The organism is Pseudoalteromonas sp. '520P1 No. 423' (assembly GCF_001269985.1).
GTDB lineage: Bacteria > Pseudomonadota > Gammaproteobacteria > Enterobacterales > Alteromonadaceae > Pseudoalteromonas.
The window spans coordinates 834,548-858,516 of record NZ_BBZB01000001.1 but is presented as its reverse complement, the minus strand read 5'-3'; the positions used below and the strand labels follow the sequence as shown (position 1 = coordinate 858,516).

Sequence of the window (23,969 nt, the reverse complement as noted above, 5' to 3'; positions counted from 1 at the left end):
TTATATAGCAAACCCCTGCATAAAAGCCTACTTGCTTTTAAATTCACTTTGATTCAATTGTGATAAAGCAAGTATGGCTGCCTCATCAAACCCACGCTTTATATACCAAAAATAACATAATGCATTATAAATAAAGCAAAATATATCTAGCTTGTTTTTTGCTAACTCACGATTAATCGTTAAGTTACCTTGCTGACAATATAAATTCACTAACTGTGATTGTTGCTGTTCATAAAATTGATAACTTGACGCTATCGCAGCTAAATCAAAAAATACATCGTTAGTTTGTGCATACTCAAAATCAATTATAACAAACCTGTTGCCCTCATTTATAATATTGTTCTTTATTAAATCGTTATGACAAAAGCCTAAAGTTTTTGGTAACTGGCTCACTAAAGATAAAGCTAAGTTAATTTTATGCTCAAATGTTTTATATTCGTTTAACTGTTTATAAGGTGAAAAGTGTGCGGTTAAATCCAAACAAACAGAGTCTGTTCGGAATTGATGTAAATGAATTAATGATTCAACAATTGTTGTGATAGATATGTTATCTGCAACCTCACCTGGGGCGTAATCAAATAAAGCTGTATTGTTTATTTTATTAAAGCCATATACCTGTGGCGCAATATCTTTTTTTGCTAATTGCTTTTGCACAAGTAACTGTGCAATAGGTAATGCATTACGGTAACACTTTAATAAATAATGTTGTTGCTCAGTAATAATATGATAATTAATATTACTGAGCCCAGTAGGTAAAAATGTTGCTTTAAGGATTTTTTCATCAGGTTTAAAGTGATAAAAAAAGTCTGATACCTCTTCCATTAAACTGCGTTTTTCATATCTTGATTATCGGTTATATCAAGTCTGTTTTTTTCATATTCTTGATACCAAGTACTAAAACCCCACGCTGCCATTATGGTATAAAAAATAAACAGCACAACAGTTGGATAATAGCCTTTTTCAACATATAAATATATTGAAGCGCCATCAATTACAATCCAGTATAACCAGTTTTCAAGCACTTTTTGAGTGACTAAATAAGTTGTGACTGCTGCAAAAAAGGTCGTAAAACTATCTAAATAGGCAAAATCAGCATGAGTATAATTCGACATGATATAACCCACAACGATTGATACTAGCGTTGTAATAGCGATAATTTTAAGATGCCGACTTAAGCCCCAAGATTGAATAGACACTTCCATTTTTTCTATTAAATCAGGCCCTTTATTGTGCTTATGCCAAGCAGTCCAACCATACACTGCCATGCCCATGTAATACACATTTAATAGCGATTCCATTAACAAAGCACCATTAAAAAACAAAATGGTATAAATAAAAGTACTAAAAAATGCAGCAGGCCAACACCATAAGCTTTCTTTTATCGCAAGCAACAGATATGCAATTGAAAAAAATACGGCGATATACTCCCAATGAGACATAGCAGTAAAGCCAGATAAAGTATCAGTGGCAACTTGTGTCCAGTTTAAATCACTCATTCTGGAGATAAATCGCCATTAATAAACTTACATACAAATATCGCTTTACCAAAAGTTTCATAAGACTTTTTAATTTCTTGGTTTAATACACTCATAACTAAATCATAATCACCAAAAATCTGAGTCGACATGGTATTAGTAATTACTTTTAAGCCTTCATGCGCATTTAATCTATCAATAAAGTCTTTAATAAATGGTATGTAGTCTTGATTTAATGGGTATTTGCTAATTTCTACAGAAAGTTTCATATATTATCCTTGGTAAACTGTAGATTCATATTTGAATCTACAGTTTTGATTAAACTAATTAATTAAAAATTATAGTTAAAGCTTATACCAGCAGCCATAGGCTCACCATATTGCACATAAGTATCAGTTTCATAATCTTTGGTTGCATCATTACCAAACTGAAACCCACGCACAGCATATTCTTCATCAAATAAATTACGAGACCATGCGCTTAGTTCCCAATCATCTTGCGAATAAGCTATTTTGGCATTCACCAAATTAACGCTTGGTGCTTTTGAATTATGGCCATCTGAGAAGTAATAATCATCCTTACCTTCAATGCCTACACTCATGTATATCGCATCAGTGGCATCAAATTTAGCATTCACTGAATACTGATATTTAGGCGCTTGTGCTTGCTCACGGCCATCTTGGTTTAAACCTGATTTAGTTACATAATCATTAATTTTAGACTCTAAATACCCAACACTACCGTTTAAGCTAATGCGATCAGTTAGTTGGTAAGAACCATCAATTTCTAAACCATAGTTAGTACCACTACTTCCGTTAGCATAAAAACCAGTGAACTGCTCTTGCCCGCCATCTGTTTCTTTAATATTCCAATCTTTTAATTGAATATTATCGCGATACATATAAAAAGCGGTAACACGAAGTAATAATTTGTTATCTGCAGATGACCCTCTTACACCAAACTCAGCGTTATATAAATACTCAGGCTCAAATGTTGTATGGTTTTTAAAAAACTCATGATCTTCTCCTATGCCACCATCTTTCGCTTTGGCTAATGCTTCACCATTCACGCCACCAGCCTTATAACCACGAGATAAACTCGTATAAATCATAGTACGTGGAATAACTTGATATTCTAATGCGACTTTACCACCAAACATCGTATCTGATGTGCTTTCTGCTATGGCATTATTATCACTATAATCACCGTCGTTTTGCTCTACTCGAAGCCCGGTAATTAAAGTGGTTTTATCATTAAATTGAGTCTCTATTTGACCGAATAACGCTACATTTTGTGTATCGTATACAGATTGAAAATCTTGTGATAACCAAGTGTATTTACGAGTTAAATCAACATCTCGGCTTTGATAATATATACCAGTTACCCAATCACCTTGTTTACCCGAAACCGATAATTCAGCACTACGATCTTCGCGATCTCTTGAGTAAGAGTCTGTCGAACTATAGCTCCATACATCTTTTATAGGGTCTGCAATTAAACCAGGTGCACATAGTTCTGGTTTGCTAGTATCATCACATACCCAGTCTTCATCATAGCTATATAATAATTCTGAGCTAATACCTGATACATTAAAAGCCACATCAGCACTGTCAAAACCCGTAAACGTATTTGCCAAACCAATCGCTAAACTTTCTTGATCATCTTGTCCTGGTTCATCAGCAATACTAGTACGACTGTTATCTAAAGTGAAACCATCGTAACCATTATCAATATCAATAAAATGCACGGTTAATTCAGAATGCAATAAATCCGTGATTTGGCTATCAAGTTTAAAACGACTTACAACTTCATCTCTGCCTTGTGTATCATCTCGCTTTAAATAAGCATTTTCGACAAAACCATCTGATTTAGATTTATATGCACTAAATCTAAATGCAGTATCTTCAGTAATACCAGTACCAAAGGCGACACCTGCATCTTTACTGTTGTAATTTCCTGCACCCACTTTAAAGTTAAAGTTGGTATCAGTTGACGCTTTTGCTGTTTCAATATGTATCATGCCAGCCAATGCATCAGCACCAAAACGAGTCCCTTGTGGTCCTCGGTAAATATCAACTTGTTCAGTATCAAATAACAGTGCTGCACCACCTAAACCAGAATAATTAATGCCATCAATTACCACTCCAACCGAAGGGTTGATAGGATCAACAAATTGTGAGCGTAAACCCACACCACGAATTTGCATAAAACGACCACGAGAAGCACCCGCAGTAAAGTTTATATTAGCTGCACCATTTAAAATTTCATCTAGTGCCGACGCGCCACGTAAATCAATATCATCTTTAGAAAATACTGACGCACTAGCGCTTAAAGTTTGAATGCTTTCTTTTTTAAAATCACCTGAAACCAGAATACGCTCAATATCAGCTTCATTTTCTGTTGCAAGAGCAGGCGTTAATAGCGCCTGTGAAACTGCCAAAGCAAGTATTGATGTGGATATTTTAAATTTGAATTTCATGATGAAGTTTATTCCATTGTTGTCTGTAGCGCGATGCGCGTTATTTTATGTCAAAGATACTGATTTAAACAGTAAAAATGTGTAGTAGATTTAATAAAGACTAAAGTGGCTTTATTGGCAAATATCACAATTAGGGTTTGCTGAAAATGCTATTTTTTGTTGCCCAAAAGTCATTGCATCAAAACTTATAAACTGATTTAAATGCATATGACCTAAAATATAATTTAAGGCCAGTGTCGCTTGCATAGAACCCATTACCCCTAATAACGGACTCACTACTCCTGAGTTTTCGCAATTAAGTGCTGCTTGCTGCTCTGATGGCTCAAATATGCATTGATAACACCCATTACCTTGCTGACGGTTATCAAAAGCCATCAACTGACCTTTTGTTGCTATGGCAGCCGCTGAAATTAAAACTTTTTGCAAATTAACGCAGTGGCGATTTATCAAATATCGCGTTTCAAAGTTATCACAGCAGTCAAGTATAATATCTGCGTTGCTGATCAGACTTTTAGCATTATCAGCTGAAAACTGTTCGTTAACAGTATTGATGATTATTTCATTATTTAAGCTAGCTAAACTTTTTTTAGCAGCCTGTGTTTTAGCTTGTCCTAAGTGATTAATCTTATATAAAATTTGCCTTTGCAGATTAGTAAGTTCTACTTTATCGGCATCAACTAAGGTGATTTCACCTATACCCGAAGCAACCAAATACAAAGCCGCTGGGCAGCCTAAACCACCTACACCAATAATCAGCACTTTAGCTTTTTTAAGCTTTTGTTGGCCATCAAAACCAACCTCTTTAAGCATAAGTTGACGGCTATAACGAATTTTCTCTTTATCACTTAGCAATTCATTACTCACAATTAATTTCCGCTTGTAGCTTTTCAATTGCCAATGCTGGATCGTCTGATTCTGTGATAGCACGGACTACTGCAACACTGCCAACACCTGTTCGAGCTACTTCATTAGCGCGAGATAAATCAATGCCACCTATCGCAACCGTCGGGTAAGATTTCATTAACGGCACAAAGTGTTTTAGCTTTTCTAAACCTTGAATTTGACCTGTCATATCTTTAGTTGTTGTAGGGTAAATAGCACCAAATGCTAAATAGCTAGGTTTGTAATTATCTGCTCTAAGCATTTCATAAAAACCATGAGTCGATAAACCTAAACGTAAACCTGCCATTTTTATGGCTGCTAAATCTGCCAAGTACAGATCTTCTTGACCTAAATGCACACCATAGGCTTTATGTTTTATCGCTAGCTGCCAGTGATCGTTAATATATACATTGGCTTGATATTTATGACCTAAAGCAACTGCCTGCGCTATTTTAGATTCAAGTTCAGGATCTAACTTGTCTTTTATACGTAATTGAATTGTTTTTATATTATTTACTAAACAAGTTTCAAGCCAAGACACAGTATCTACAACTGGGTATAAACCTAGCTGCAAGCTATCACACTTAGCAAAATCCATTGCTGGAGGGTGCGCTGAGATAGGGTCTAAATCTAACTCTAAACCTAAATAACTATCTGGTTCTATCACTTGGGGAAAATCATCTTTATTTTCAGGAAATCCACAATGGGCAACCGGACCAATACCTTCTCCAAATCGTTTAGCTACTTTTAAACCTTGATTAATATAGGCTTTAGCTAAAATAAAGGCGTCTTTTAATGGGTATTCTTTTGCTAAACATGCAGCCATTGCTGATGCAAAACTACACCCTGTGCCATGACTGTGAGGTACTGCCAAAGTTTTATTACCTAACCAATATTCCGTACTCAAATCATCACTTGATTGGCAATAATCAATACAATAACCTTGTGGATAATCCCAGTGACCCCCTTTAAGTATCACAGATTGAATACCCATTTTAAAAAATGTCGCTGCTGCGTCTCTTACTGCGCTAGGGCCAATTAAATACACCCCAGTTAAAGTTTGTGTCTCTCTGGTATTTGGCGTTAAAACATCAATTAAAGGCAGTAAATGCTCTTTTAATGCAGGTATAACATCATCTTCAGTTAAGTTTTCACCGCTTGATGCCACTACAACAGGATCGTAAATAACAACAGGCTTGCTCGACCAAGTATTTTTATATTCTTGAATTTTTTGCGCTATAAACTTGATTTGCTCTTCATTTGCTAACATACCAATTTTTATAACAGCTGCCGGCATATCTTGCTCTAAGGCTTTTAGTTGCGATGCAATCACATCAACTGCAACAGGGTTGATAGCTTCAAGCCCCATACTGTTTTGTGCAGTTAAAGCCGTTACAACAGTACAAGTATGAATGCCAAAACTTTGCATTGCTTTTACATCAGCTTGAATTCCTGCACCACCGCCAGAATCAGAACCCGCAATAGTCCAAACTATCTTATTCATTTACAACCTCTTAAAAATTTTTGTCAGTGAGTGCAGCTTCAATAAACATTTATAAAACACAATAAACGCGTTTATGATTTAAACCTGCTCATGCCAAAAAGGCGTGCCTAATGTAGGCGTAGAAGCATGCGCCGTTTGCCTTTGTGGCATTATACCCGCTAAATATCCTTGGCTGCCGGCTTCAATTGCATTCGCAAAAGCACGCGCCATTAAAACAGGATCATCAGCTAAAGCCACTGCACTATTTAATAATACGCCATCATAACCCATTTCCATGGCAATGCAGGCATCTGATGGTTTACCAATTCCCGCATCTAAAATTAAAGTCGCATCAGGTAGGCGCATTCTGATAGTTTCTAGGTTATATGGATTCATTAACCCTTTGCCTGTGCCGATAGGTGATGCCCAAGGCATAATCACTTCACAGCCTAAATCGTATAATCGTTGGCAAATCACTAAATCATCAGTGCAATAAGGTAATACTTTAAATCCTTCAGCTATCAATTGCTCTGCTGACTTTAACAGCTCAATTGGATCAGGTTGCAGATTATAATCATCGCCAATGACTTCTAGCTTTATCCAATTAGTATCAAAAATCTCTCGACTCATTTGCGCTAATGTAAATACTTCATCAGCTGATTTACACCCAGCTGTATTTGGCAATAGCTTTAAACCCATGTTTTGAATGTGCTGCCATATTTGAGCACCACTTTGCTCTGATGGATTTTGACGCTTTAAAGATAATGTAATTACCTGAGAGCCACTGGCTTGTACTGCTTTACTCATAATTTCTGGTGATGGATATAAAGCACTGCCAATTAATAAACGGTTTGTTAGTTCTTCACCATAAATAGACCAAGTCATGTTTATCCCCCTGTTATTTGAAATAGAGAGACATTTATGTCGTTTATATAACAAACCATATTATCCTCCCGCTATCGGAGACATAATATCTATCTTGTCACCTGGCTTTAAAGTTGTTTTAGCGTAATTGCCTTTTGCGATAAATTGCGCATTTAACGCCACAGCAAAACTAGTTGTAAGATTTTTATTTTGACTATATTCGGCTAATACATCAGCTAAACAAGCCGATTCATTCACTGTTTTTTGTTGAGAATTAATTAATATATTCATGCTAACTCACTTGTTTAATAAGTGGATTGTTATGGCTCAAATCTAAAGAGTTTGATGAAAACTGCTCTGATACTGCAACTAGTGCTTGCTGCAATACAACAGGTGCTAATAAAAATCCATGACGATACAAACCGTTTATACGCAGCAAACCCTTTTCACTATAAACAGCAGGGCTATTATCAGATAACGCAGGTCGACAAGCGGATACTTGCTCTTTAATTTCTGCTTCAGCAAAGCCTGGATGAACACTATAAGCTGCTGATAATAGCTCTAAAGCTGAACGCACTGTCATAGGCCCCGTATTATCTGATTCAATTTCAGTTGCGCCAACCACATAGTGATTATTTGGTTTTGGTGCGATATATAAATGATAATGTGGATGCATTAATCTTACGGGCCTAGTGATATTAACTTCAGGTGCAAATAACTGAAATAACTCCCCTCGCACAGCTCTTAAATTTTTAAGATCACCCGTTGCGCCAGCGCCCCTACAATCAATCACTAAATCAGCTGACATGTGCTTGTCATTACAAATAACTTTACCTTTTGAAAGGTGAGTAACCTCGCTATTTAAATACCAATTTATACCTTCAACCTCTAATTGATGGGTTAAAGCTGACATCAGTTTTCGGTTACCTAATTGACCTTCTTCAGGTAAATAAATAGCTGAGTTAAAACGACGTGCTATTTCGGGTTCAAGTTCAGCAAGTTGGTTGCGATTTAATTTTCGCATATCACATTGTGACCAATTTGTTTGAATATGACGCACAAAACGCTGCATATCTCCGACATCTTGCGTATGAGATACAACTAAAGAGCCTTGTTGTTGATAAAAGGTGTATTCATCTAAAGTAGCCAATATATCTGGCCACATTGAGATCCCTTGCATGCCCATTTTGACTATTTCAGGCTCAGCGATAAGTGATTCACTATAAGGCGTTAACATGCCACCAGCTGCACGAGCTGCACTACCAGTACCTTTTTTATCTGCCTTATCATATAAATGAATATCATGACCTTGGCGACCTAAATACAAAGCCATTAACCGACCAATTAAGCCACTACCCACTATGATAATTTTATTTTTTTTCATATAAAGTCTGTAGACGGGGCTTTTGCCGCGCTCACACAATGAAGAAATGCGGGACTAAAGCCCCGCTACAAAACAGAAATTACATTGGCTGGTAAATTTCAGCACCCGCATTTTTGAACTCAACTGATTTAGCTTTCATCTCAGCTTCAACATCAATCATTTGGATTTCGATAGGTTCACCTAATTTATTAGGATCCATGCCTTTATCTTCAAGATCTTTGGCATAATCACGCACTTCTTGTGAGATTTTCATTGAACAGAACTTTGGCCCACACATAGAACAGAAATGTGCCACTTTACCTGATTCTTGTGGAATTGTTTCATCATGATATTCACGTGCACGCTCAGGATCTAAACCAATATTGAATTGATCGTACCAACGGAATTCAAAGCGTGCTTTAGACATGGCATTATCACGAATTTGAGCACCCGGATGACCTTTCGCTAAATCAGCCGCATGAGCAGCTATTTTATAAGTGATTAAACCTTCTTTTACGTCTTCCTTTTTAGGTAAACCTAAATGCTCTTTTGGCGTTACATAACATAACATCGCACAGCCATACCAAGCGATTTGGGCGGCACCGATACCAGATGTAATATGATCATAACCTGGTGCAATATCAGTTGTAAGCGGACCTAAGGTATAAAAAGGCGCTTCATCACAATGCTTAAGCTGCTCTTCCATATTTTCTTTGATCATATGCATTGGCACATGACCCGGACCTTCAATAAATACTTGAACGTCATGTTTCCAAGCAATTTTTGTTAATTCACCTAAAGTACGTAATTCAGAGAATTGCGCTTCATCATTAGCATCATATACAGAACCTGGACGCAGACCATCACCTAGAGAGAAAGTCACATCGTATTGCTTTAATATTTCACAGATCTCTTCAAAGTGCGTATATAAAAAGTTTTCTTTATGGTGTGCTAAACACCATTTAGCCATGATAGAACCACCACGAGATACAATACCCGTTAAACGCTTTGCAGTCATAGGTACATAACGTAATAATACGCCGGCATGAATTGTAAAGTAATCTACGCCTTGCTCTGCTTGTTCTATTAACGTATCGCGGAAAATTTCCCACGTTAAATCTTCAGCAACCCCATTTACTTTTTCAAGCGCTTGATAGATAGGTACTGTTCCAATTGGCACTGGCGAATTACGTACAATCCACTCACGTGTTTCATGAATATAACGACCAGTAGATAAATCCATTACTGTATCTGCACCCCAACGCGTAGACCATACTAACTTTTCAACTTCTTCTTCAATTGAAGAGCCAACTGATGAATTACCAATATTAGCGTTCACTTTAACTAAAAAGTTACGACCTACAATCATAGGTTCTGATTCTGGGTGATTAATATTATTAGGTAAAATAGCACGACCGCGGGCGATTTCGTCACGCACAAACTCAGGCGTAATAAAATCAGGAATACTGGCACCAAAAGACTCGCCTTTATGTTGCTCAGCTAATATTTCGTCACGAATTTCTTTACGACCCATGTTTTCACGGATCGCAACATATTCCATTTCAGGTGTGATAATACCTTGGCGAGCATAATGCATTTGCGTCACATTTTTACCTTTCTTACCACGACGAATTTTTGGTAAGTGCTCAAAACGAATATGATCTAAACCTTCATCAGCCATACGCTGTTGTGAAAACTGTGAAGTCACAGATTCTAATAATTCAGTATCATCACGTCCCTCAATCCATTGCTCTCTGTATTTTGGCAAACCTTTACGCACATCTAAAACAAAACCTTCATCCGTATACGGACCTGATGTATCGTACACTAAAACCGGATCATTTTTTTCTACAACAGGATTATTTTCTGGGCCACTGATATAAGTATCAGTAAGTGTAATTTCACGTATACCTACGCGAACACCGGGCATATCACCTTCAACATAGATTTTTTCTGAACTAGGAAAAGGCTGACCCGTTAAATTATAAATATAATCTGACGCGGATTGTCGTTCTTCACGACGTGACGGTTTATTTTTAATTGCTGACATGACTTACCTCATTGCTATTAATGACGGCTTGTCAGGAGAGTACCAAATGGCACAAGTGAACTGGATTTAAGTATTAAGACAAGATAATGCACTCAATGGCATTGCCCTTTTGAAGTGTTTTTCACCCATAATTGCATTTTATACAACAGGGCGAAAACAACCCCATTGTAATTGGGCGCTTGTTTCCTACGTAGATATTAATCTATTCAGGTTCACGGATCCCGCTAATGCGATCTCAGCTCCACATATACAATTGTATAATTAGAGCACTCCGACAAGTAACTATTTGGGAGCTTACTTATATTCAGATTGTATAGCAAGTAATACTGATATAACAAAATGAATATTTTTATAAACTTTTTATGATATTTGGCATCCAAGATTTAACAAAAAACATTTTATATTTTTGCTATTATTAAGAAATTAGCATCTAAATTACCTAATATTGAGTATTTTCATGAAACTACCTGCATTTTTAGCTAGCGTTTGCATTTTATTTACTAGCGGTTGCCAAATGACAAAAACAATTAAAGAAAGTGAATTAAAACATCATAATTTTAAATTAAATACAATTGACAGTAAGCCAGTTGAATCAATACAAGTGATCAATATAGAGTTTATCGAAGCCATGCGTGTAAATGGCTTTGCTGGCTGTAACCGATTTTTTGGTCAAGCTATGCTAGAAGAAGGCAAATTTAAAATAGATAAAATAGGCATGACACGAAAATCGTGTGGTAATAAAATCAACAAAATTGAAAATGACTTAATAGATACGCTATCTAATTGGTCTGAGGTGACAATGATAGATCAAATGCTCACGTTAAAAGGAAAACATCAGTTAAGCTTTAAAATGACTAACGATTTAAATAAAATAATGAGCAAATAAAGCTTTATAGTTTAAATACTCATCTTATAGTTTTATCTCTTACTCCTTTTATATAGGAGCACCTTTGTAGGTTGATGCAACAATTCAACCTACAAATAATCTAAGCTATTCTGACGGAAAAACAGAGTCTATATAATCAGGTAAAAATGGGCGACCACGTTGATTTAAAGATGTTCCAATAATTAACGCATCAATCGCTACTTTTTCATCTTTTAACCTTACTATTTTTTGTCTAAAACCAAATCGGGTTTTAGAAATACGCTCAGGTACAATTTCTACATAAAACTCATCGCCCGGAACTAAAGATGATTTAAAATCTATTTCACTACGAATAACCACTAAATTAATTTTATCAGCAGCCAATTGCGCAAAATCAATATTATTAGCAGCTAAAAACTCATGACGAGCATGCTCTAAATAATTAAAATATACGCCATTGTTCACGATACCTTGTAAGTCACACTCATAGTCACGCACTTTTAATTCAATTCTAAACGTCATTGATAGCCTCATTGTTAACTGTAATAAACCTATTTGCATATTGCGCACTAGATTCGTATAAATTAATACGCCGCTAACATAAGCAGCACTTCATATAATTTATATGGTATTCAGCATTAGGTTTTTTAATTGTTTACTCACCTAAGATTGATATTAGGTGAATATATTTCGCAGTAATCTAACAAAAAACGACCTTAAATCATAAATAATGCGCGTTTTTATCACTTATTTTGACTTAAAAAAGCACTATCTGACTACAAAACAATCACTCAAACTAAAATCTGATAAAAATACACTTGAAGGTGATGACAACAGGAAAAAAAACTCATATACTTCAACCCGCTTCGAATATCGCATCGTTGATATTTAGCAAGCTTTAAAAAGTGGCCCTTTAGCTCAGTTGGTTAGAGCATACGACTCATAATCGTCAGGTCCCCTGTTCGAGTCAGGGAAGGGCCACCATTTTTAAACTTAAAAACCTTTAAAATCATACCACTACAAAAAATTAGAGCGTTTCTGTTCCACTTTCATTCCACCTTTTAGTTTATTTTTCATATCTTTTATAGTCAATATAATAAAAAACTTAATTATCAATAGCCATCCCTTTGTAGACTTCATTCAAAGATTCACTTCAACTCATGACAGTAGAAATTAGTAGTTCTTTACTGGTATGCTTCAAAAAATTATCTGTTAACTCTATAGCTTAGAATGCGAATAACTTATTTCTTGGATGGAACAACCACCCAACTTGGTAGCGAAGGGTCAGAAGGGATAACTGAAGTTTTATACCCTGATTCAAATTACAACTCTCACGAAATAACCATAACAAAAATGTTTGAAGGATACCCCCATCATCGCTGGCAAGTAATTACTGTAGATCACCCTAGCGAAAGTGAAATATCCATTTCATTAAAACCTCGGATCACAAAAGCAACTGAAGTTTATTTATCACAAACCCATAAACACAAGAAAAGTGTTATTAGTAACCTTCAGAAGGGAACTTTAGTTGAGATAGATTATGGCTATATCCCATCAATAAAGAAAAGCTCAGGAGTTTTAAGATCAAATAAACGTTATCCTGATGCACGACAAAATGGTGAAATGCACAAAAGAAGATTAGCTGTAGTAGTGAATGCGTCAGGTAAACGTATTCAAGTTGTTCCCATCTCCTCAAATGAACCACCTATAGGTGACCGTAGTTGCTTTTCTCTAGATAAAGGTTCTATTGAAAAACTCGTACATTACAACAGTAAAGATATGTAGTGGTACAGTAGTTTTGGCCACCTAATAAGAAATGTTATGATTATTTCATAACCAATTTAGGTGACATATGACAAAGAAAAACCGTGTAACATATTCTGCAGCGATCAAACTTGAAACAGCTCAGTTAGTAATTGACCAAGGCTACACTCAAGAAGAAGCAGCAAAAGCTATGAATGTGGGTAAATCAACTGTGAGTAAATGGGTTGCCCAGTTAAAGGTTGAGCGAAGCGGAAAATCACCTTCAGCATCACCTATGACGCCTGAACAAATTGAAATTCGAGAACTGAAAAAGCGTATACAGCGAATTGAATTAGAAAAGGATATATTAAAAAAGGCTACAGCTCTATTGATGTCGGACTCTCTGAACAATTCTCGATAATCGAGAAACTCAATAAGAGCAATAGTCACCCAGTTAAAACATTATGTGATGTATTTGGCGTACATCGCAGTAGTTATAAATATTGGGTTAACAGAGATAAATCAGTATCAACTGATGATTTAAGGTTATCTATTGAAATCAAAGCAATACATAAAGAAAGTAATGGCTCTGCGGGTGCCAGAACTATCTCTGATATTGCATCTTATCGTGGTTTTAATTTAAGTCGGTATCGAGCGGCTAAATTTATGAAAAAATTAGGACTGGTTAGCTCTCAACCGCCAAATCATAAGTACAAAAAAGCAAAGAAAGAGCATATTTCAATACCCAATTTATTAAACAGACAGTTTGATGTAATTGAACCCAATCAGTATTGGTGTGGTGATGTGACCTATGTTTGGATTGGTCACAGGTGGGCATATTTAGCCGTTGTAATTGATTTATTTGCAAGGAAGCCAATTGGTTGGGCTATCTCCTTGTCTCCAGATAGTGAATTAACAATAGCCGCTGTAGATATGGCTTATGAAAGCAGAGGAAAACCTAAAGGTATCATGTTTCACTCAGATCAAGGCTGTCATTACACAAGCTTAAAGTATCGTCAGAGGCTATGGAAATATCAAATAAAGCAAAGTATGAGTCGACGAGGAAATTGTTGGGATAATGCGCCAATGGAAAGGTTTTTTAGGAGCTTTAAAACTGAATGGATGCCGAAAAAGGGTTACATCGATTTTAAAGAAGCCAAAGGTGCAATTACTGATTACGTAATAGGTTATTACAGCGAGATCAGGCCTCATCACTATAATGCAGGCTTAAGTCCAAATGAATCAGAGCGAAGGTTCTGGTTAAATTCTAAAACTGTGGCCAAATTTAGTTGACCACTACAATAAGCTTCCATTCGTGATTTGTAACATGATTGAAACAGTCTCTTTAACGCGGATACTGCCACCTATGGCAATACCTATTAAAAAGGGAAAAAGACAAATAGCCCAGCGTTCTGACGGCTATCCTCACAAGTTAGCTAAAGTGGATATGCAAGCCCTAGATAAAGCTTTAGGTGTCACGGTAAAAATGCCTGACTATCATGACGTAAAAACAAAATACAGTATTTTATATAGAGATCATAAGAAAATCAGCGAAGAATTTGATCAACATAAAGATTTATTTTTAGTTCAATCCGATAAGCTGGAGAAAGCACTCGAAGAAGTCAAACAGCTCAATCCTTATAAGAAACTATTACAAAATCATTATCAACAGCTTTATTCATCAAAAACACCTGAAGAATTACAGGAATTAATAGATGAAGAGATTCAAATTATGATGGAGCTTGATGAAGACTAGTATTTGTAGATTCTAACTACTTATATTATTGACAACCTAGTATAATTTGAACTATTATCTTCACATCGGGTAGGAACTGGAACGGCTCCCAGCTTACCGACGTCTATAAACGACTTAGCCGAAAATGTAACATATACATCTTAAAAACCCACTTATAGTGGGTTTTTTCGTTTAAGCTCATTCACTAATAGCTTTCTCTCATATCCTTTCTCTGCGGCTAGTTTACTACTAGCCATATTTGCTTTCTTATAGTGCTTAACAGCATGAAGTGAAAGATGTCCTAATACCGATGCTAATGTGTAATCATCAAACTCTTGCAAGCGGCCTAATAACGTCTCCCTAAAATCATGCAGACGATATTGATACTCTTTCTTACCATCACCTGTATTAGTGTAAAAACCAAGTTCTTCAAGCATCTCATACCAGTAATCATCAAAGTTCGCTCGATGTCCCGTTTTAGATTGCTTAGATGGAAATATATAGTTTTCTTGACTCCCTCTAGCTTTAAATTGATCTTTCCTTTTGGCAACCAAGTTTACAACGTCTATCGGTAGATGAATTGTTACCTCTTTACCCCGCTTTGGTTTCACTCTTACAAAGTTATTATCAAAATCAAAATCGCTAAACTTCAATTTCATTACTTGACCGCGCCTAAAATGACCTGTCGATTGAAGTTTGATGAAAAATACGAAGTCAGGGCATACATGATCATCAAGATACTCAAACATTCTCTGCATGTGTTCACCTGATATCTCAACATGTCGCTCACGATCAATTCTTCTAGCTACAAAAAATGGTCTAGCATCAGTTGCTGAAATTAATTTTTCATTGAATGCCAAATTAAATGCCGCTTTAACTCTGGAAATAATCTTATCGTGTACACCATTTTTCGCTCTGAACGTTTTCAAGTAGGCATTGAATCTAGCAACTGTGAATGAACAGAACTGCTCATCCATCAAGTTGATCACTTCCTTACGCTTACTAGGCAACGTTACTTCAACATCTTTAGATAAATGATTACGAATTAAGCTTTCGATAAGCTTATGCTCGTCTGAGCCTTCACCATGTTTATCAAACACATTGAAGTGAAGATGATTGTAAATAACATCACTCATAGTTTTAAGCTGCTGACTGTAAAGTTTGTATTCTTGTGTTTCTGGTCTTCGGTTTAATTGAGTAAATACGTGTTCATAACGCTCAATGTGTTTTTCTAACAGCGATGGTTGAATATCATCTAAGTTCGTCCATTCATGCAGTACACATCGAATCGCTTTCGTTTTAACAATCAACTTGCGCCCGTATTCTGATCCTTCAAGCTTCAAACCTTTAAAGCCAATATTTGCAATGACTAAAGGTGTTCTCTTACGACTAGCTGCAAATAACTTGCTAGTATGATTAAAGTCACAAGCTTCAACGATTGTAATTAGCTTTTTAAAATTCAGCTTCTCATTATTAGTCGCTACACTTAGTTGCTGCCTTAGTTGCTGCGCTTCATTTTCAAGAGATGGTTGAGTAACCTTTGCCTTGGGGAGTTCAGCTACAGATTTATACCTATAATCACTTTTCATGGAACTGTTATCATGAAAAGATATTACTTGGGTCTGCATTTCTGGTGGTGAAGGTGTATTACATTTAGCCTCTCCCCACAACACTAACTTATCAATCGGTGGGAACAGCCAGTCACCTGACCGCAGAGGAATTGCATTGATATGGCCGTCTTCTGCCAAGCCCTGCGCATCACTTTCTGAAATACCAAGTAAGCACGCTATATCTTGTAATTTGCTAGCCAATTGACTTGAACGCACAGCAAAATCGACCATACCATCAGGTATAGTGTTTTGCTTAGGGTTTGCGCTCAATACTTGCATTCAATAAAGCTCGTTCGTTGTTTAATACAAAAATGTTAAAAGAAAACACGTTTCCAAACCGCAATAAACACGATCTTTTTTAGCCTAATCTGATTTTTTTTTTCTGAAGCTAAACTCCACTAAGATTGAATGACCGACGCTAAAAGGCACTAGATAACTGGTATCGCGATTAAAAATATACACCAGCTCTATCTAGATAATGGGCGCCACGGAAGCTGAGATCCGGAGTTCGATCAAATTAACATTGGGTGTGAACGTGACACCTGCAAAACTAGGAATAACAGATATGAGATAGTTACCCAACCATGAGGCTATATACCTTTAGGTCAAAAAAAGAGGTATTAAACATGGCTTCACACATTGAGTTTTATAAAAGCTACAGCAGAGAATCTAGATCACCTTGGAGTGATAACGCTAGATATTGCTTATTGTTTCTGCCTGACTCGAAGCATGGTATTTATTTGCATGTAGGTGATTCAGGGCTTAATGGCTTGTCTGTTAGTAGAGAATTACAAAAGCGGCTACCAAGACAATTGCAACAGCAATATACCAATTTGGATCATATTGATGTGGTAATGCACGTATTTGAAAAAGAATTAGCCAAATACTGCCAAACTGAGATTGATCAGCAAGAATTTAAAAAAGCATTCTTGGTAAGCCCAACCGTCTTTTTCTCGGAGACAGCACAAGCTCAAAGGAAACAGTCATATGATGACTATTTAGCTAGTTTTAAAAACTAGCAGCACCGCCCTGAGATGGGCGGTTTTATTTTGCCCACTGTGTACTTACTTATAAATGTACAGGTTACACCTTGGCGGCCATTGCAGGCTGCGACTCATTCAAGTTTGAATGACTTATTAACGTAGAGTATGCAAACCTCTACAACTTAGAGACTTCATAAGCAGTATGCGCGTGACTTAACTCGCCTGAACATAAAAGCTCGTATGCGGAATAACGCATTCGAGCTTTTTCTTAATGAAAATCATAAACCTGATAAAAAGTTAATTTTATCTTCAACGTATTTATTGACATAAACAAAAACAACCCCTAGTATAACCCCGAAATTACTAGTAGAACTAGTAACAACACAAAATACTAGGAATTATTATGTATACAACATTGGCTTACTACGCCTCACCAATTGACGGTAACTATTACCCAACGTATTTTGCACTTCCAAATGGGCAATTGACCCCTGTGCATTTTTTTCTTGATCAAAATGGATATAACTTGGTTTACTTCCCGCCAGTGATGTGGGGAGCACCGCCCAACCCAACAAAAGTAAATATTGTTATTAATAATGGCTTTTCTAATATTGTCTACTATCAACCTCAGAATTTTGGTCAAACACAACTACTGTACTGCTGTGGAAATACACCCAACCATATTACCTTAATGTGTAATATCGAGTTCCAAAGATTTTTACCTATCACAATTGGGGATACAGTTAGACCTCAACAAAATACTGCTAATTTGCCATCAACTCCTTTCATGGAGCAAAACCCGAATCCAGTGCCTGTACAACAAAGTAGTAGCATTCCATCTGAAATCACAAATGCTCTTAGGGCTGTTCAAGACGGTAAGCTTTCAAATGTATCGATAAATCAAGACCAATTTGGGTTTAAGCTAACGGCTGAAGATTTTGAAGGCAACAGGATTTTATTTGAGAGACATACTAAAAATGGAATTAAAAAAACCTCTCAAACAATAGTAGATAACAATACCAATAAACTTAGTAGGCAACAGCAAGTCAAACAGCTTAGGGCTGAAAAGAAGACTCAAATTCAAATCGCAAATCATTTAGGCGTATCACAAAAAACTATTTCTAATGATATGAAGGAGTTAGGCATTGATTAATCTGCGTGCTTTTTCCTTTAAAACGCCCAAAATGATTCATACAACTCAGCGATGATTTGTCGGCTAAACACAAACTTCAAATGAGCTTCAAAAAAAACTTTATCTAGTTTGTTATCGGCATCTGCAAAAAGCTTGTCATGAATACGCTCCGCGTCACGAAGGTGGCGCCTTTTGTGGCTAAACATTAAGATTTTACTGACTTTCTGCTCTTCAACGATTGCACTACGATAGCGCCTTATAATGTCCAATCTATACGGTATTGTTTTTGAGGAACATTCAACCTCGATCCCCTGTAACTCACCACAATTATAAACAATGGCGTCTAATCTACGTTTTTTACCTGTACCATCCTTACCTTGTTCAGCTTCATTGATGAAAAAGCGATAGCTACCATCACAGCATCCTTTAGCAACTAAGTATTGAACCATCAAGTCATGCGTAAGCGTCTTGATAGGAAATGAAGACGCTTTGGTCTTGTACTTGAAATCAGCTTGATGAAACGACTCAATGGTGCGCAGCCCTGCTGGCTTTAAAATAAAAACACGTTTGTCGCGGCAGCTATAAACAGGTACTTCTGCGATAAGCTCTTCTCGGACATATCGTCTAACCATACGGTTGATTACTGATTTATCTAGCCCCCAAAGCGCTTGCAACACCGCAGGTGATGTATACCCCCAACGTTGTATCCAATCTAATAGAGATAATAACTTCGCTTGATGCCTCGCTTTTATTGAAGTTGTGGTGATGTAACGAGCCAAAATACCTCGATCATAAACACTAATCATAGAAACTCCTTTTCTTTTAAATACTGTGCACACTATGCGAATTTTAACGATTTAAAGACAAAAAGATGATTTGCCAGTAGGCAAATAAGTAAAGGCAATAAGATTATTACCAATAAGAGAAGAACGTTTATAACTTCTTGTTTTCGTTGACTCGTCAACTACAACTGCGAGTTTGCTTTCATCAAACACGTTAACACTGAGCGCATCTCTACTCGCATTCTGCGAGCGGAGTCACCCGCTTCCGAAGAACTTCTGAGACAAGAAACGGAACCGTGTGACTCCGCTCGCCTACTCACTTGAGATGCGCTGAAATCTTTCAGATTGCTACAGAACAAATTCAACTGCGTTAATTTATTCTTACGCGATTTGCAGCTTAACTTCGTTAAGTTTTTCTATTTCATTGGGCTTCGCTCAATGATCTTAATTATCCATTCTGGCTATACTTACTAAAAAAGGCGGCCTCCCTTAAAGGGAGGCCGCCTTTTTTAGTAAGTTGAAGCTAGGGGGATTTTCTTCATTTTGAGCATCTATAACTAAACTCAAACAATTTCGCCTAAGATAAACTTAGTTATTGGCTCAAACTTATTATTCAAATTATGGAGTATAAATGAGCCAACTAGAATTAGACTTTAACACCCTTTCTAATGCTGATTCAGAAAAAGATGAACAGGTTGGGCTATGTATCAACAAATTACTAGCAACAGATATAAAGCCACCTCAAATTATCATACCGAATATATTAATCGCAGGCGAAGCAACCATGCTAGCAGCACTAGCAGGTGGCGCAAAAACGTATCTATCGCAATTTGCAGCCGCATGTGTCGCTACAGGAAGTTCATTTTTAGGGATGCCAGCAGTTGCTCCAGAACCAGTGCTTTATGTTGACTCTGAATTAAGCCCTTTTCAAATTCAGCAACGATTTAGACTAATATTTGGTTTTCTTGGCAAGCAGCCTGAAAAAGGTTTTTTAAAAATCATCCATAAACGCTCTTTTAAAAATGGAATGCCAGACCTCACAAAAATCAGTGGATTTGAAAAACTGCAACCAGACATCAAAGCTGCGAAAGTAGTCATACTCGACAACCTCTCATCACTGTATCGAAGTGCTGAAGAGTTAATTCAGAATGACTGGAACTTTTATAACGATTGCCTAGATGTACTGCGAGAACAAAATAAAGCAGTGTTGGTGCTACATCATACAGATAAAGACTCTCGCAACTATCGAGGCCACTCAGAAATTGCCAGAGCGATTGATAACGTGCTTATCGCTGTCAAAGATAAAAAAGCTAGTAACGCACATAAAACGGTGGTGAATGTCAGAAAGCCCAAAAGTCGTCATGGAGCAAACAATGAGGACTTATTGGCTTTTGAGTTTGGGGGAGAACACTTCTCTTTTAAAGAAGTAAAAAATTAACTGTACTAAGCTAGTTTTAGTGGTTGGGTACAGTAACCAAGCCACTTAACCTATACCTTGAAAAATTTATCTGACTTTTTAAGACTTAATATCGTATTTTCAGTTATAAACTCTGGACTTAAAGAAGCTAATTTATCTTTTAAAATAGATACTACAACTTGAATTTTCTTTTCGGATGAAAGCTTAGCTAATGTTGCTAACTTATCCTGATCCGCTGCTTCTAAATAATCTTGAATAGTAAAATGTGGAAACTTAATCTTTTCCTGTTTTACAAATTCTACAAATGCCATATCAAATGACAATGACGCAGCTCTTGGAGAACCGTCACCTGAAACCTTGTCCATATTTACAATTGAGAACTCAAGTTCACTAGAGTCGCTTTTTGTACTCACATTTAAGCTTAGTGAAAAGTCTTTAAAAACCTGTCTACTAATAACTTTAAAATGTTCATTAAAAATATCCGTCTTAGCTTTTAAAGAAACTATTTTTTGTTTATTTCTAGCTCTCAAAGTTTGTATTTGGCCTTCCAAATCATTAATCTCATTGGACTCAATCGCTACTTCATCAATAATAACTGAAACACGCCCCCTTTCTTCTCTTTTTTCCTGTATTTCACTCTCAATAACAAAAAAACCAGATAAGTGAGACTCCCCAATTAATGATTTAAATAACTCTTTTTCTTTATCAAGTTTTCTATTTAAAAAAACAGTATTTCTTTCGACATCCTGCTCATACCCCTCAATCTTCTCTTGTAAATACTGTACTTTCTTATTTATTACCTGCTGATGAAATATAACAACATCATCAAGCTCTTTTTGTAGATTAGGAACAAGCTTCAAAGCATCGTTATAAATCTTTTCAATTAATGCAGTATCAATATTAACCTTACTATTTTCATAACCTTCTATCGTTTGAATAGAATAACTAATACGAGCATTAATTTTGGTGATAAAACTAGTTAATAAGGAAATTTCTTCTCTCAAAGACTTTAGTTTAATAACACCTTTGTTTTGTACGTCTTTAAAGTCAAATTCTTCTTCTTTAAGTTTTAAGAATTCAATTTCATCATCAATAGATTTTAACTTATCCTTGTAATATTTTTCTGGCATCCCCTTTAAAAGAATTGATATTCTGGCCTGTTTCTTACCTTTCTGTTCATCTAGTTCTATAGCTTTAGCAAGATCATCATGACCAGAAAAGCCAAATAGATATGAATAATAAAGTGTATACTTTTGATCAGAAGTAGAGCTATGAAGGTATCTATAGATTGATGATGCCGTATTTTTATCTAACCTGACGAATCTATTTTTTATGGAAGAATATGAAGGGTTCTTTAAACATAACCCTAATGCAGGTGCTAAAGCTTCCTTAAATTTTTCTTGAGAAGAATATTCCTCTCCATTTATTGTCGAGTATATTTTTGTAATTACCTTACTCTTTTGTTGTAGCTCACTAATCTTTCTTTTTATTACATAAGCTTTACCACTAGTAGATAGAATTAGTTCAAATTCGACTCTACCACTTGTGACAAGCTGTTTTACTTTATCATTAACAACTTTAGAATCTGGATCTTTCCAAATACTTTTTCCATCTGATCCCAAGCAAAAATTAATAACTCGTAAGGCTGTACTTTTTCCAATTTGATTGCCGTTTTCTTCGGTATTAGTGACTATATTCAAGCCTTTATTAAAAGTTAAGGTTCTTAAAACCTTCCCATCCTTGTAAACATTTAAAACTTCTAATTGCATAATATTAAATTTCCATATTCATCCAAGTCTATAGCATCTATTAAATACAGCCAATCAAGGCCAAAGTGAAAATAACTAATAGAAATACTAAGCTCATTTGATTTGTTTACTTCATTAAATAGGTGTATAGGCTCAACTGAAAATTCTCCAAGTTCCTTCATTGTCTTTAAAATATAAGCTCCAATAACATAAAGGCTTTTTTGAGGCCCAGATGCATTATTAATAATCATCCGGCCTCTCCAAAATTTTACAGTTAACAAAACCAAAGCAAACTATTAACGCAACTGAGTCTTTTACTTCTTCTATAGGGAAACCATATAGATCAACTTCTCCCCTATTAACAATGCTATCACCTACATTTCTAATCAAAACGTCAGCATTATGACGAATAGTGTTTAAAACTAACCCACTATCTTTAAGATCTATTTCGCTGCTCAATAAAAGATCATTTTTATGTTCTTTATAACTTTTATAAATCGCATTTAAAAAGCGTTCTCTAGCTCCTGGGTAGGCATTATCGATTTCATCAATTATTTCTTCTATTTTGTATAAGAAACTAGCTAAATCAGAAATATCATCTGAGAATAACTGTACATGATTAAAGTCTAGCTTTTCATCTGGACTAAATAACTCTCTTCTCTCACTACTATCTGCGTCAAAGTCGCTGTTTTCAAGAATCCCCTCTAGCAGCACATTTAAGTGAGAGCCATATTTTTTGGCATTCTCAATACTAATTTTGGTTTGATTAGCAACACCAGAATTATCAATAGCTAAAGAGTTATCTATTGCTGAAATATTTTTTTTAGGAGATAGTTTTGAATCATTAAAAAGCTTGCTTGTAATTCTTTTAAAAAGCCCATTTTCGTCTGTAGTTCTAACAACCCCTGTTCCACTCATTTTTTTTCACCTTTTCTATCGAAAAGTTTGAATTTATTTAAAAAACCTGAGTTATCAATTGCATAACCTCCATTGTCAGCAGTAATTGTTTTACCTACAGACTTATTTCCTGCCGATAAAACTATTGCAAGAATTAAAGCTAAACCAGCAACCCCAATTGACCAAATAAAAGCGTTATAAGTCTGTTCTGGAGTCATTTGAGCAAAAATGCTTGCTTGAACAAAGCCTTCATGAACAGACCAAAATATTGCAGCTGAGATAGCAGCCAAACCGAAACCTGCTTTTACTGCCGATGATAAAAAATTAAGCATTGTAAATATCCCTGTAAGTTGTATCTTTATTCCTTCGAGAGGAGTTTTAGTAAGAAGTATTAGTTTAATATCGATATTACCTGACGTCCCCATTACGAACAACAAAATAAAACCAATTAAATTATATAG

At 36.0% G+C, this 23,969-nt stretch carries 24 protein-coding genes, 1 tRNA gene and 1 riboswitch; of the genes, 8 read left to right on the top strand and 17 right to left on the bottom strand.

The window, feature by feature from the left end; all coding sequences use genetic code 11:
* Window positions 1-27 precede the first annotated feature (27 nt).
* From PSA_RS03980 to thiC, 10 genes are all read right to left on the bottom strand, one after another.
* The gene (locus PSA_RS03980; RefSeq protein ID WP_042151362.1) at window positions 28-822 is read right to left on the bottom strand and encodes a phosphotransferase; all 795 of its coding nucleotides are present in this window, start codon (window positions 820-822) and stop codon (window positions 28-30) included.
* Window positions 822-1,496 carry a nicotinamide riboside transporter PnuC gene (pnuC, locus tag PSA_RS03975; protein WP_042151365.1) on the bottom strand — a complete coding sequence of 225 codons (675 nt, stop codon included), beginning with the start codon at window positions 1,494-1,496 and terminating at the stop codon, window positions 822-824. The genes PSA_RS03980 and pnuC overlap by 1 nt, the downstream gene beginning before the upstream one ends.
* Window positions 1,493-1,744: a YkoF family thiamine/hydroxymethylpyrimidine-binding protein gene (locus PSA_RS03970; RefSeq protein WP_042151368.1), complete on the bottom strand. Its 252-nt coding sequence runs from the start codon at window positions 1,742-1,744 to the stop codon at window positions 1,493-1,495. The genes pnuC and PSA_RS03970 overlap by 4 nt, the downstream gene beginning before the upstream one ends.
* Window positions 1,745-1,806: 62 nt before the next feature.
* Window positions 1,807-3,954, bottom strand: a complete 2,148-nt coding sequence (locus tag PSA_RS03965; RefSeq protein WP_052380218.1) for a TonB-dependent receptor — start codon at window positions 3,952-3,954, stop codon at window positions 1,807-1,809.
* Between the two features lie 111 nt (window positions 3,955-4,065).
* Window positions 4,066-4,818 carry a HesA/MoeB/ThiF family protein gene (locus tag PSA_RS03960; RefSeq protein WP_269432764.1) on the bottom strand — a complete coding sequence of 251 codons (753 nt, stop codon included), beginning with the start codon at window positions 4,816-4,818 and terminating at the stop codon, window positions 4,066-4,068.
* On the bottom strand, window positions 4,811-6,340 hold the full coding sequence (gene thiE, locus PSA_RS03955; protein WP_042151371.1) for a thiamine phosphate synthase: 1,530 nt from the start codon (window positions 6,338-6,340) through the stop codon (window positions 4,811-4,813). The genes PSA_RS03960 and thiE overlap by 8 nt, the downstream gene beginning before the upstream one ends.
* Window positions 6,341-6,418: 78 nt before the next feature.
* Window positions 6,419-7,204 (bottom strand): thiazole synthase, encoded by a 786-nt coding sequence (locus PSA_RS03950; RefSeq protein WP_042151374.1) that lies wholly within the window; start codon window positions 7,202-7,204, stop codon window positions 6,419-6,421.
* A gap of 60 nt (window positions 7,205-7,264) precedes the next feature.
* On the bottom strand, window positions 7,265-7,474 hold the full coding sequence (gene thiS, locus PSA_RS03945) for a sulfur carrier protein ThiS (protein ID WP_042151377.1): 210 nt from the start codon (window positions 7,472-7,474) through the stop codon (window positions 7,265-7,267).
* A gap of 1 nt (window position 7,475) precedes the next feature.
* Complete coding sequence (gene thiO, locus PSA_RS03940; RefSeq protein WP_042151380.1) at window positions 7,476-8,567, bottom strand: glycine oxidase ThiO; 1,092 nt, start codon at window positions 8,565-8,567, stop codon at window positions 7,476-7,478.
* A 79-nt stretch (window positions 8,568-8,646) separates the two neighbouring features.
* Window positions 8,647-10,596 carry a phosphomethylpyrimidine synthase ThiC gene (gene thiC, locus PSA_RS03935; protein ID WP_042151383.1) on the bottom strand — a complete coding sequence of 650 codons (1,950 nt, stop codon included), beginning with the start codon at window positions 10,594-10,596 and terminating at the stop codon, window positions 8,647-8,649.
* A 166-nt stretch (window positions 10,597-10,762) separates the two neighbouring features.
* Window positions 10,763-10,880, bottom strand: a riboswitch (TPP riboswitch).
* A gap of 230 nt (window positions 10,881-11,110) precedes the next feature.
* Between thiC and PSA_RS03930 the strand changes: the two genes are divergently transcribed.
* Complete coding sequence (locus tag PSA_RS03930) at window positions 11,111-11,482, top strand: META domain-containing protein (protein WP_193216557.1); 372 nt, start codon at window positions 11,111-11,113, stop codon at window positions 11,480-11,482.
* A gap of 105 nt (window positions 11,483-11,587) precedes the next feature.
* Here the strand turns inward: PSA_RS03930 and PSA_RS03925 are convergent, their stop codons facing one another.
* On the bottom strand, window positions 11,588-11,983 hold the full coding sequence (locus tag PSA_RS03925; RefSeq protein WP_042151404.1) for a thioesterase family protein: 396 nt from the start codon (window positions 11,981-11,983) through the stop codon (window positions 11,588-11,590).
* Between the two features lie 385 nt (window positions 11,984-12,368).
* Between PSA_RS03925 and PSA_RS03920 the strand changes: the two genes are divergently transcribed.
* The 4 genes from PSA_RS03920 (at window position 12,369) to PSA_RS03900 (ending at window position 14,960) form a co-directional block, all read left to right on the top strand.
* A tRNA-Ile gene (locus PSA_RS03920) sits at window positions 12,369-12,445 on the top strand.
* A gap of 246 nt (window positions 12,446-12,691) precedes the next feature.
* Window positions 12,692-13,246, top strand: coding sequence for a hypothetical protein (locus PSA_RS03915; RefSeq protein WP_127924225.1), 555 nt, complete (start codon window positions 12,692-12,694; stop codon window positions 13,244-13,246).
* Window positions 13,247-13,313: 67 nt separating this feature from the next.
* A protein-coding gene (locus tag PSA_RS24310; protein ID WP_371257771.1) for an IS3 family transposase occupies window positions 13,314-14,497 on the top strand; the annotation gives its coding sequence in 2 pieces (ribosomal slippage) (window positions 13,314-13,572 and window positions 13,572-14,497; 1,185 coding nt in all).
* Between the two features lie 73 nt (window positions 14,498-14,570).
* Window positions 14,571-14,960, top strand: coding sequence for a hypothetical protein (locus PSA_RS03900; protein WP_042150227.1), 390 nt, complete (start codon window positions 14,571-14,573; stop codon window positions 14,958-14,960).
* A 152-nt stretch (window positions 14,961-15,112) separates the two neighbouring features.
* Here the strand turns inward: PSA_RS03900 and PSA_RS03895 are convergent, their stop codons facing one another.
* Window positions 15,113-16,828 carry a site-specific integrase gene (locus PSA_RS03895; RefSeq protein ID WP_042150224.1) on the bottom strand — a complete coding sequence of 572 codons (1,716 nt, stop codon included), beginning with the start codon at window positions 16,826-16,828 and terminating at the stop codon, window positions 15,113-15,115.
* Between the two features lie 347 nt (window positions 16,829-17,175).
* On the opposite strand from PSA_RS03895, the gene PSA_RS03890 reads away from it, so the two are divergent.
* Together PSA_RS03890 and PSA_RS03885 are read left to right on the top strand one after the other, a co-directional pair.
* Window positions 17,176-17,568 (top strand): hypothetical protein, encoded by a 393-nt coding sequence (locus PSA_RS03890; RefSeq protein WP_042150222.1) that lies wholly within the window; start codon window positions 17,176-17,178, stop codon window positions 17,566-17,568.
* Between the two features lie 367 nt (window positions 17,569-17,935).
* A complete protein-coding gene (locus PSA_RS03885; protein WP_042150218.1) occupies window positions 17,936-18,685 on the top strand; it encodes a transcriptional regulator in 750 nt (249 codons plus the stop codon).
* Window positions 18,686-18,702: 17 nt separating this feature from the next.
* Here PSA_RS03885 and PSA_RS03880 read toward each other — a convergent pair whose 3' ends face one another.
* Window positions 18,703-19,470: a MarR family transcriptional regulator gene (locus tag PSA_RS03880; RefSeq protein ID WP_042150216.1), complete on the bottom strand. Its 768-nt coding sequence runs from the start codon at window positions 19,468-19,470 to the stop codon at window positions 18,703-18,705.
* A gap of 607 nt (window positions 19,471-20,077) precedes the next feature.
* Here PSA_RS03880 and PSA_RS03875 point away from each other — a divergent pair.
* Entirely contained in the window at window positions 20,078-20,884 is an 807-nt protein-coding gene (locus tag PSA_RS03875) for an AAA family ATPase (RefSeq protein ID WP_042150214.1), read from the top strand.
* 50 nt (window positions 20,885-20,934) lie between these two features.
* Here the strand turns inward: PSA_RS03875 and PSA_RS03870 are convergent, their stop codons facing one another.
* Genes PSA_RS03870 through PSA_RS03855 form a run of 4 tightly spaced genes read right to left on the bottom strand, consistent with a single transcriptional unit; the run spans window position 20,935 to window position 23,840 of the window.
* Window positions 20,935-22,632: a DUF2326 domain-containing protein gene (locus PSA_RS03870; protein WP_042150211.1), complete on the bottom strand. Its 1,698-nt coding sequence runs from the start codon at window positions 22,630-22,632 to the stop codon at window positions 20,935-20,937.
* The gene (locus PSA_RS03865) at window positions 22,623-22,862 is read right to left on the bottom strand and encodes an ABC-three component system middle component 6 (protein ID WP_042150208.1); all 240 of its coding nucleotides are present in this window, start codon (window positions 22,860-22,862) and stop codon (window positions 22,623-22,625) included. Before PSA_RS03865 ends, PSA_RS03870 begins: the two co-directional genes overlap by 10 nt.
* Window positions 22,852-23,529: a hypothetical protein gene (locus tag PSA_RS03860; protein ID WP_042150205.1), complete on the bottom strand. Its 678-nt coding sequence runs from the start codon at window positions 23,527-23,529 to the stop codon at window positions 22,852-22,854. Before PSA_RS03860 ends, PSA_RS03865 begins: the two co-directional genes overlap by 11 nt.
* On the bottom strand, window positions 23,526-23,840 hold the full coding sequence (locus tag PSA_RS03855) for a hypothetical protein (protein WP_042150202.1): 315 nt from the start codon (window positions 23,838-23,840) through the stop codon (window positions 23,526-23,528). Before PSA_RS03855 ends, PSA_RS03860 begins: the two co-directional genes overlap by 4 nt.
* Window positions 23,841-23,969 lie beyond the last annotated feature (129 nt).

Coding starts and splice junctions, on each gene's coding strand:
- PSA_RS03980 (WP_042151362.1), bottom strand. CDS start 822: ATGGAAGAGGTATCAGACTTTTTTTATCACTTTAAACCTGATGAAAAA.
- pnuC (WP_042151365.1), bottom strand. CDS start 1,496: ATGAGTGATTTAAACTGGACACAAGTTGCCACTGATACTTTATCTGGC.
- PSA_RS03970 (WP_042151368.1), bottom strand. CDS start 1,744: ATGAAACTTTCTGTAGAAATTAGCAAATACCCATTAAATCAAGACTAC.
- PSA_RS03965 (WP_052380218.1), bottom strand. CDS start 3,954: ATGAAATTCAAATTTAAAATATCCACATCAATACTTGCTTTGGCAGTT.
- thiE (WP_042151371.1), bottom strand. CDS start 6,340: ATGAATAAGATAGTTTGGACTATTGCGGGTTCTGATTCTGGCGGTGGT.
- PSA_RS03950 (WP_042151374.1), bottom strand. CDS start 7,204: ATGACTTGGTCTATTTATGGTGAAGAACTAACAAACCGTTTATTAATT.
- thiS (WP_042151377.1), bottom strand. CDS start 7,474: ATGAATATATTAATTAATTCTCAACAAAAAACAGTGAATGAATCGGCT.
- thiO (WP_042151380.1), bottom strand. CDS start 8,567: ATGAAAAAAAATAAAATTATCATAGTGGGTAGTGGCTTAATTGGTCGG.
- thiC (WP_042151383.1), bottom strand. CDS start 10,596: ATGTCAGCAATTAAAAATAAACCGTCACGTCGTGAAGAACGACAATCC.
- PSA_RS03930 (WP_193216557.1), top strand. CDS start 11,111: ATGACAAAAACAATTAAAGAAAGTGAATTAAAACATCATAATTTTAAA.
- PSA_RS03925 (WP_042151404.1), bottom strand. CDS start 11,983: ATGACGTTTAGAATTGAATTAAAAGTGCGTGACTATGAGTGTGACTTA.
- PSA_RS03915 (WP_127924225.1), top strand. CDS start 12,692: ATGCGAATAACTTATTTCTTGGATGGAACAACCACCCAACTTGGTAGC.
- PSA_RS03900 (WP_042150227.1), top strand. CDS start 14,571: ATGGCAATACCTATTAAAAAGGGAAAAAGACAAATAGCCCAGCGTTCT.
- PSA_RS03895 (WP_042150224.1), bottom strand. CDS start 16,828: ATGCAAGTATTGAGCGCAAACCCTAAGCAAAACACTATACCTGATGGT.
- PSA_RS03890 (WP_042150222.1), top strand. CDS start 17,176: ATGGCTTCACACATTGAGTTTTATAAAAGCTACAGCAGAGAATCTAGA.
- PSA_RS03885 (WP_042150218.1), top strand. CDS start 17,936: ATGTATACAACATTGGCTTACTACGCCTCACCAATTGACGGTAACTAT.
- PSA_RS03880 (WP_042150216.1), bottom strand. CDS start 19,470: ATGATTAGTGTTTATGATCGAGGTATTTTGGCTCGTTACATCACCACA.
- PSA_RS03875 (WP_042150214.1), top strand. CDS start 20,078: ATGAGCCAACTAGAATTAGACTTTAACACCCTTTCTAATGCTGATTCA.
- PSA_RS03870 (WP_042150211.1), bottom strand. CDS start 22,632: ATGCAATTAGAAGTTTTAAATGTTTACAAGGATGGGAAGGTTTTAAGA.
- PSA_RS03865 (WP_042150208.1), bottom strand. CDS start 22,862: ATGATTATTAATAATGCATCTGGGCCTCAAAAAAGCCTTTATGTTATT.
- PSA_RS03860 (WP_042150205.1), bottom strand. CDS start 23,529: ATGAGTGGAACAGGGGTTGTTAGAACTACAGACGAAAATGGGCTTTTT.
- PSA_RS03855 (WP_042150202.1), bottom strand. CDS start 23,840: ATGCTTAATTTTTTATCATCGGCAGTAAAAGCAGGTTTCGGTTTGGCT.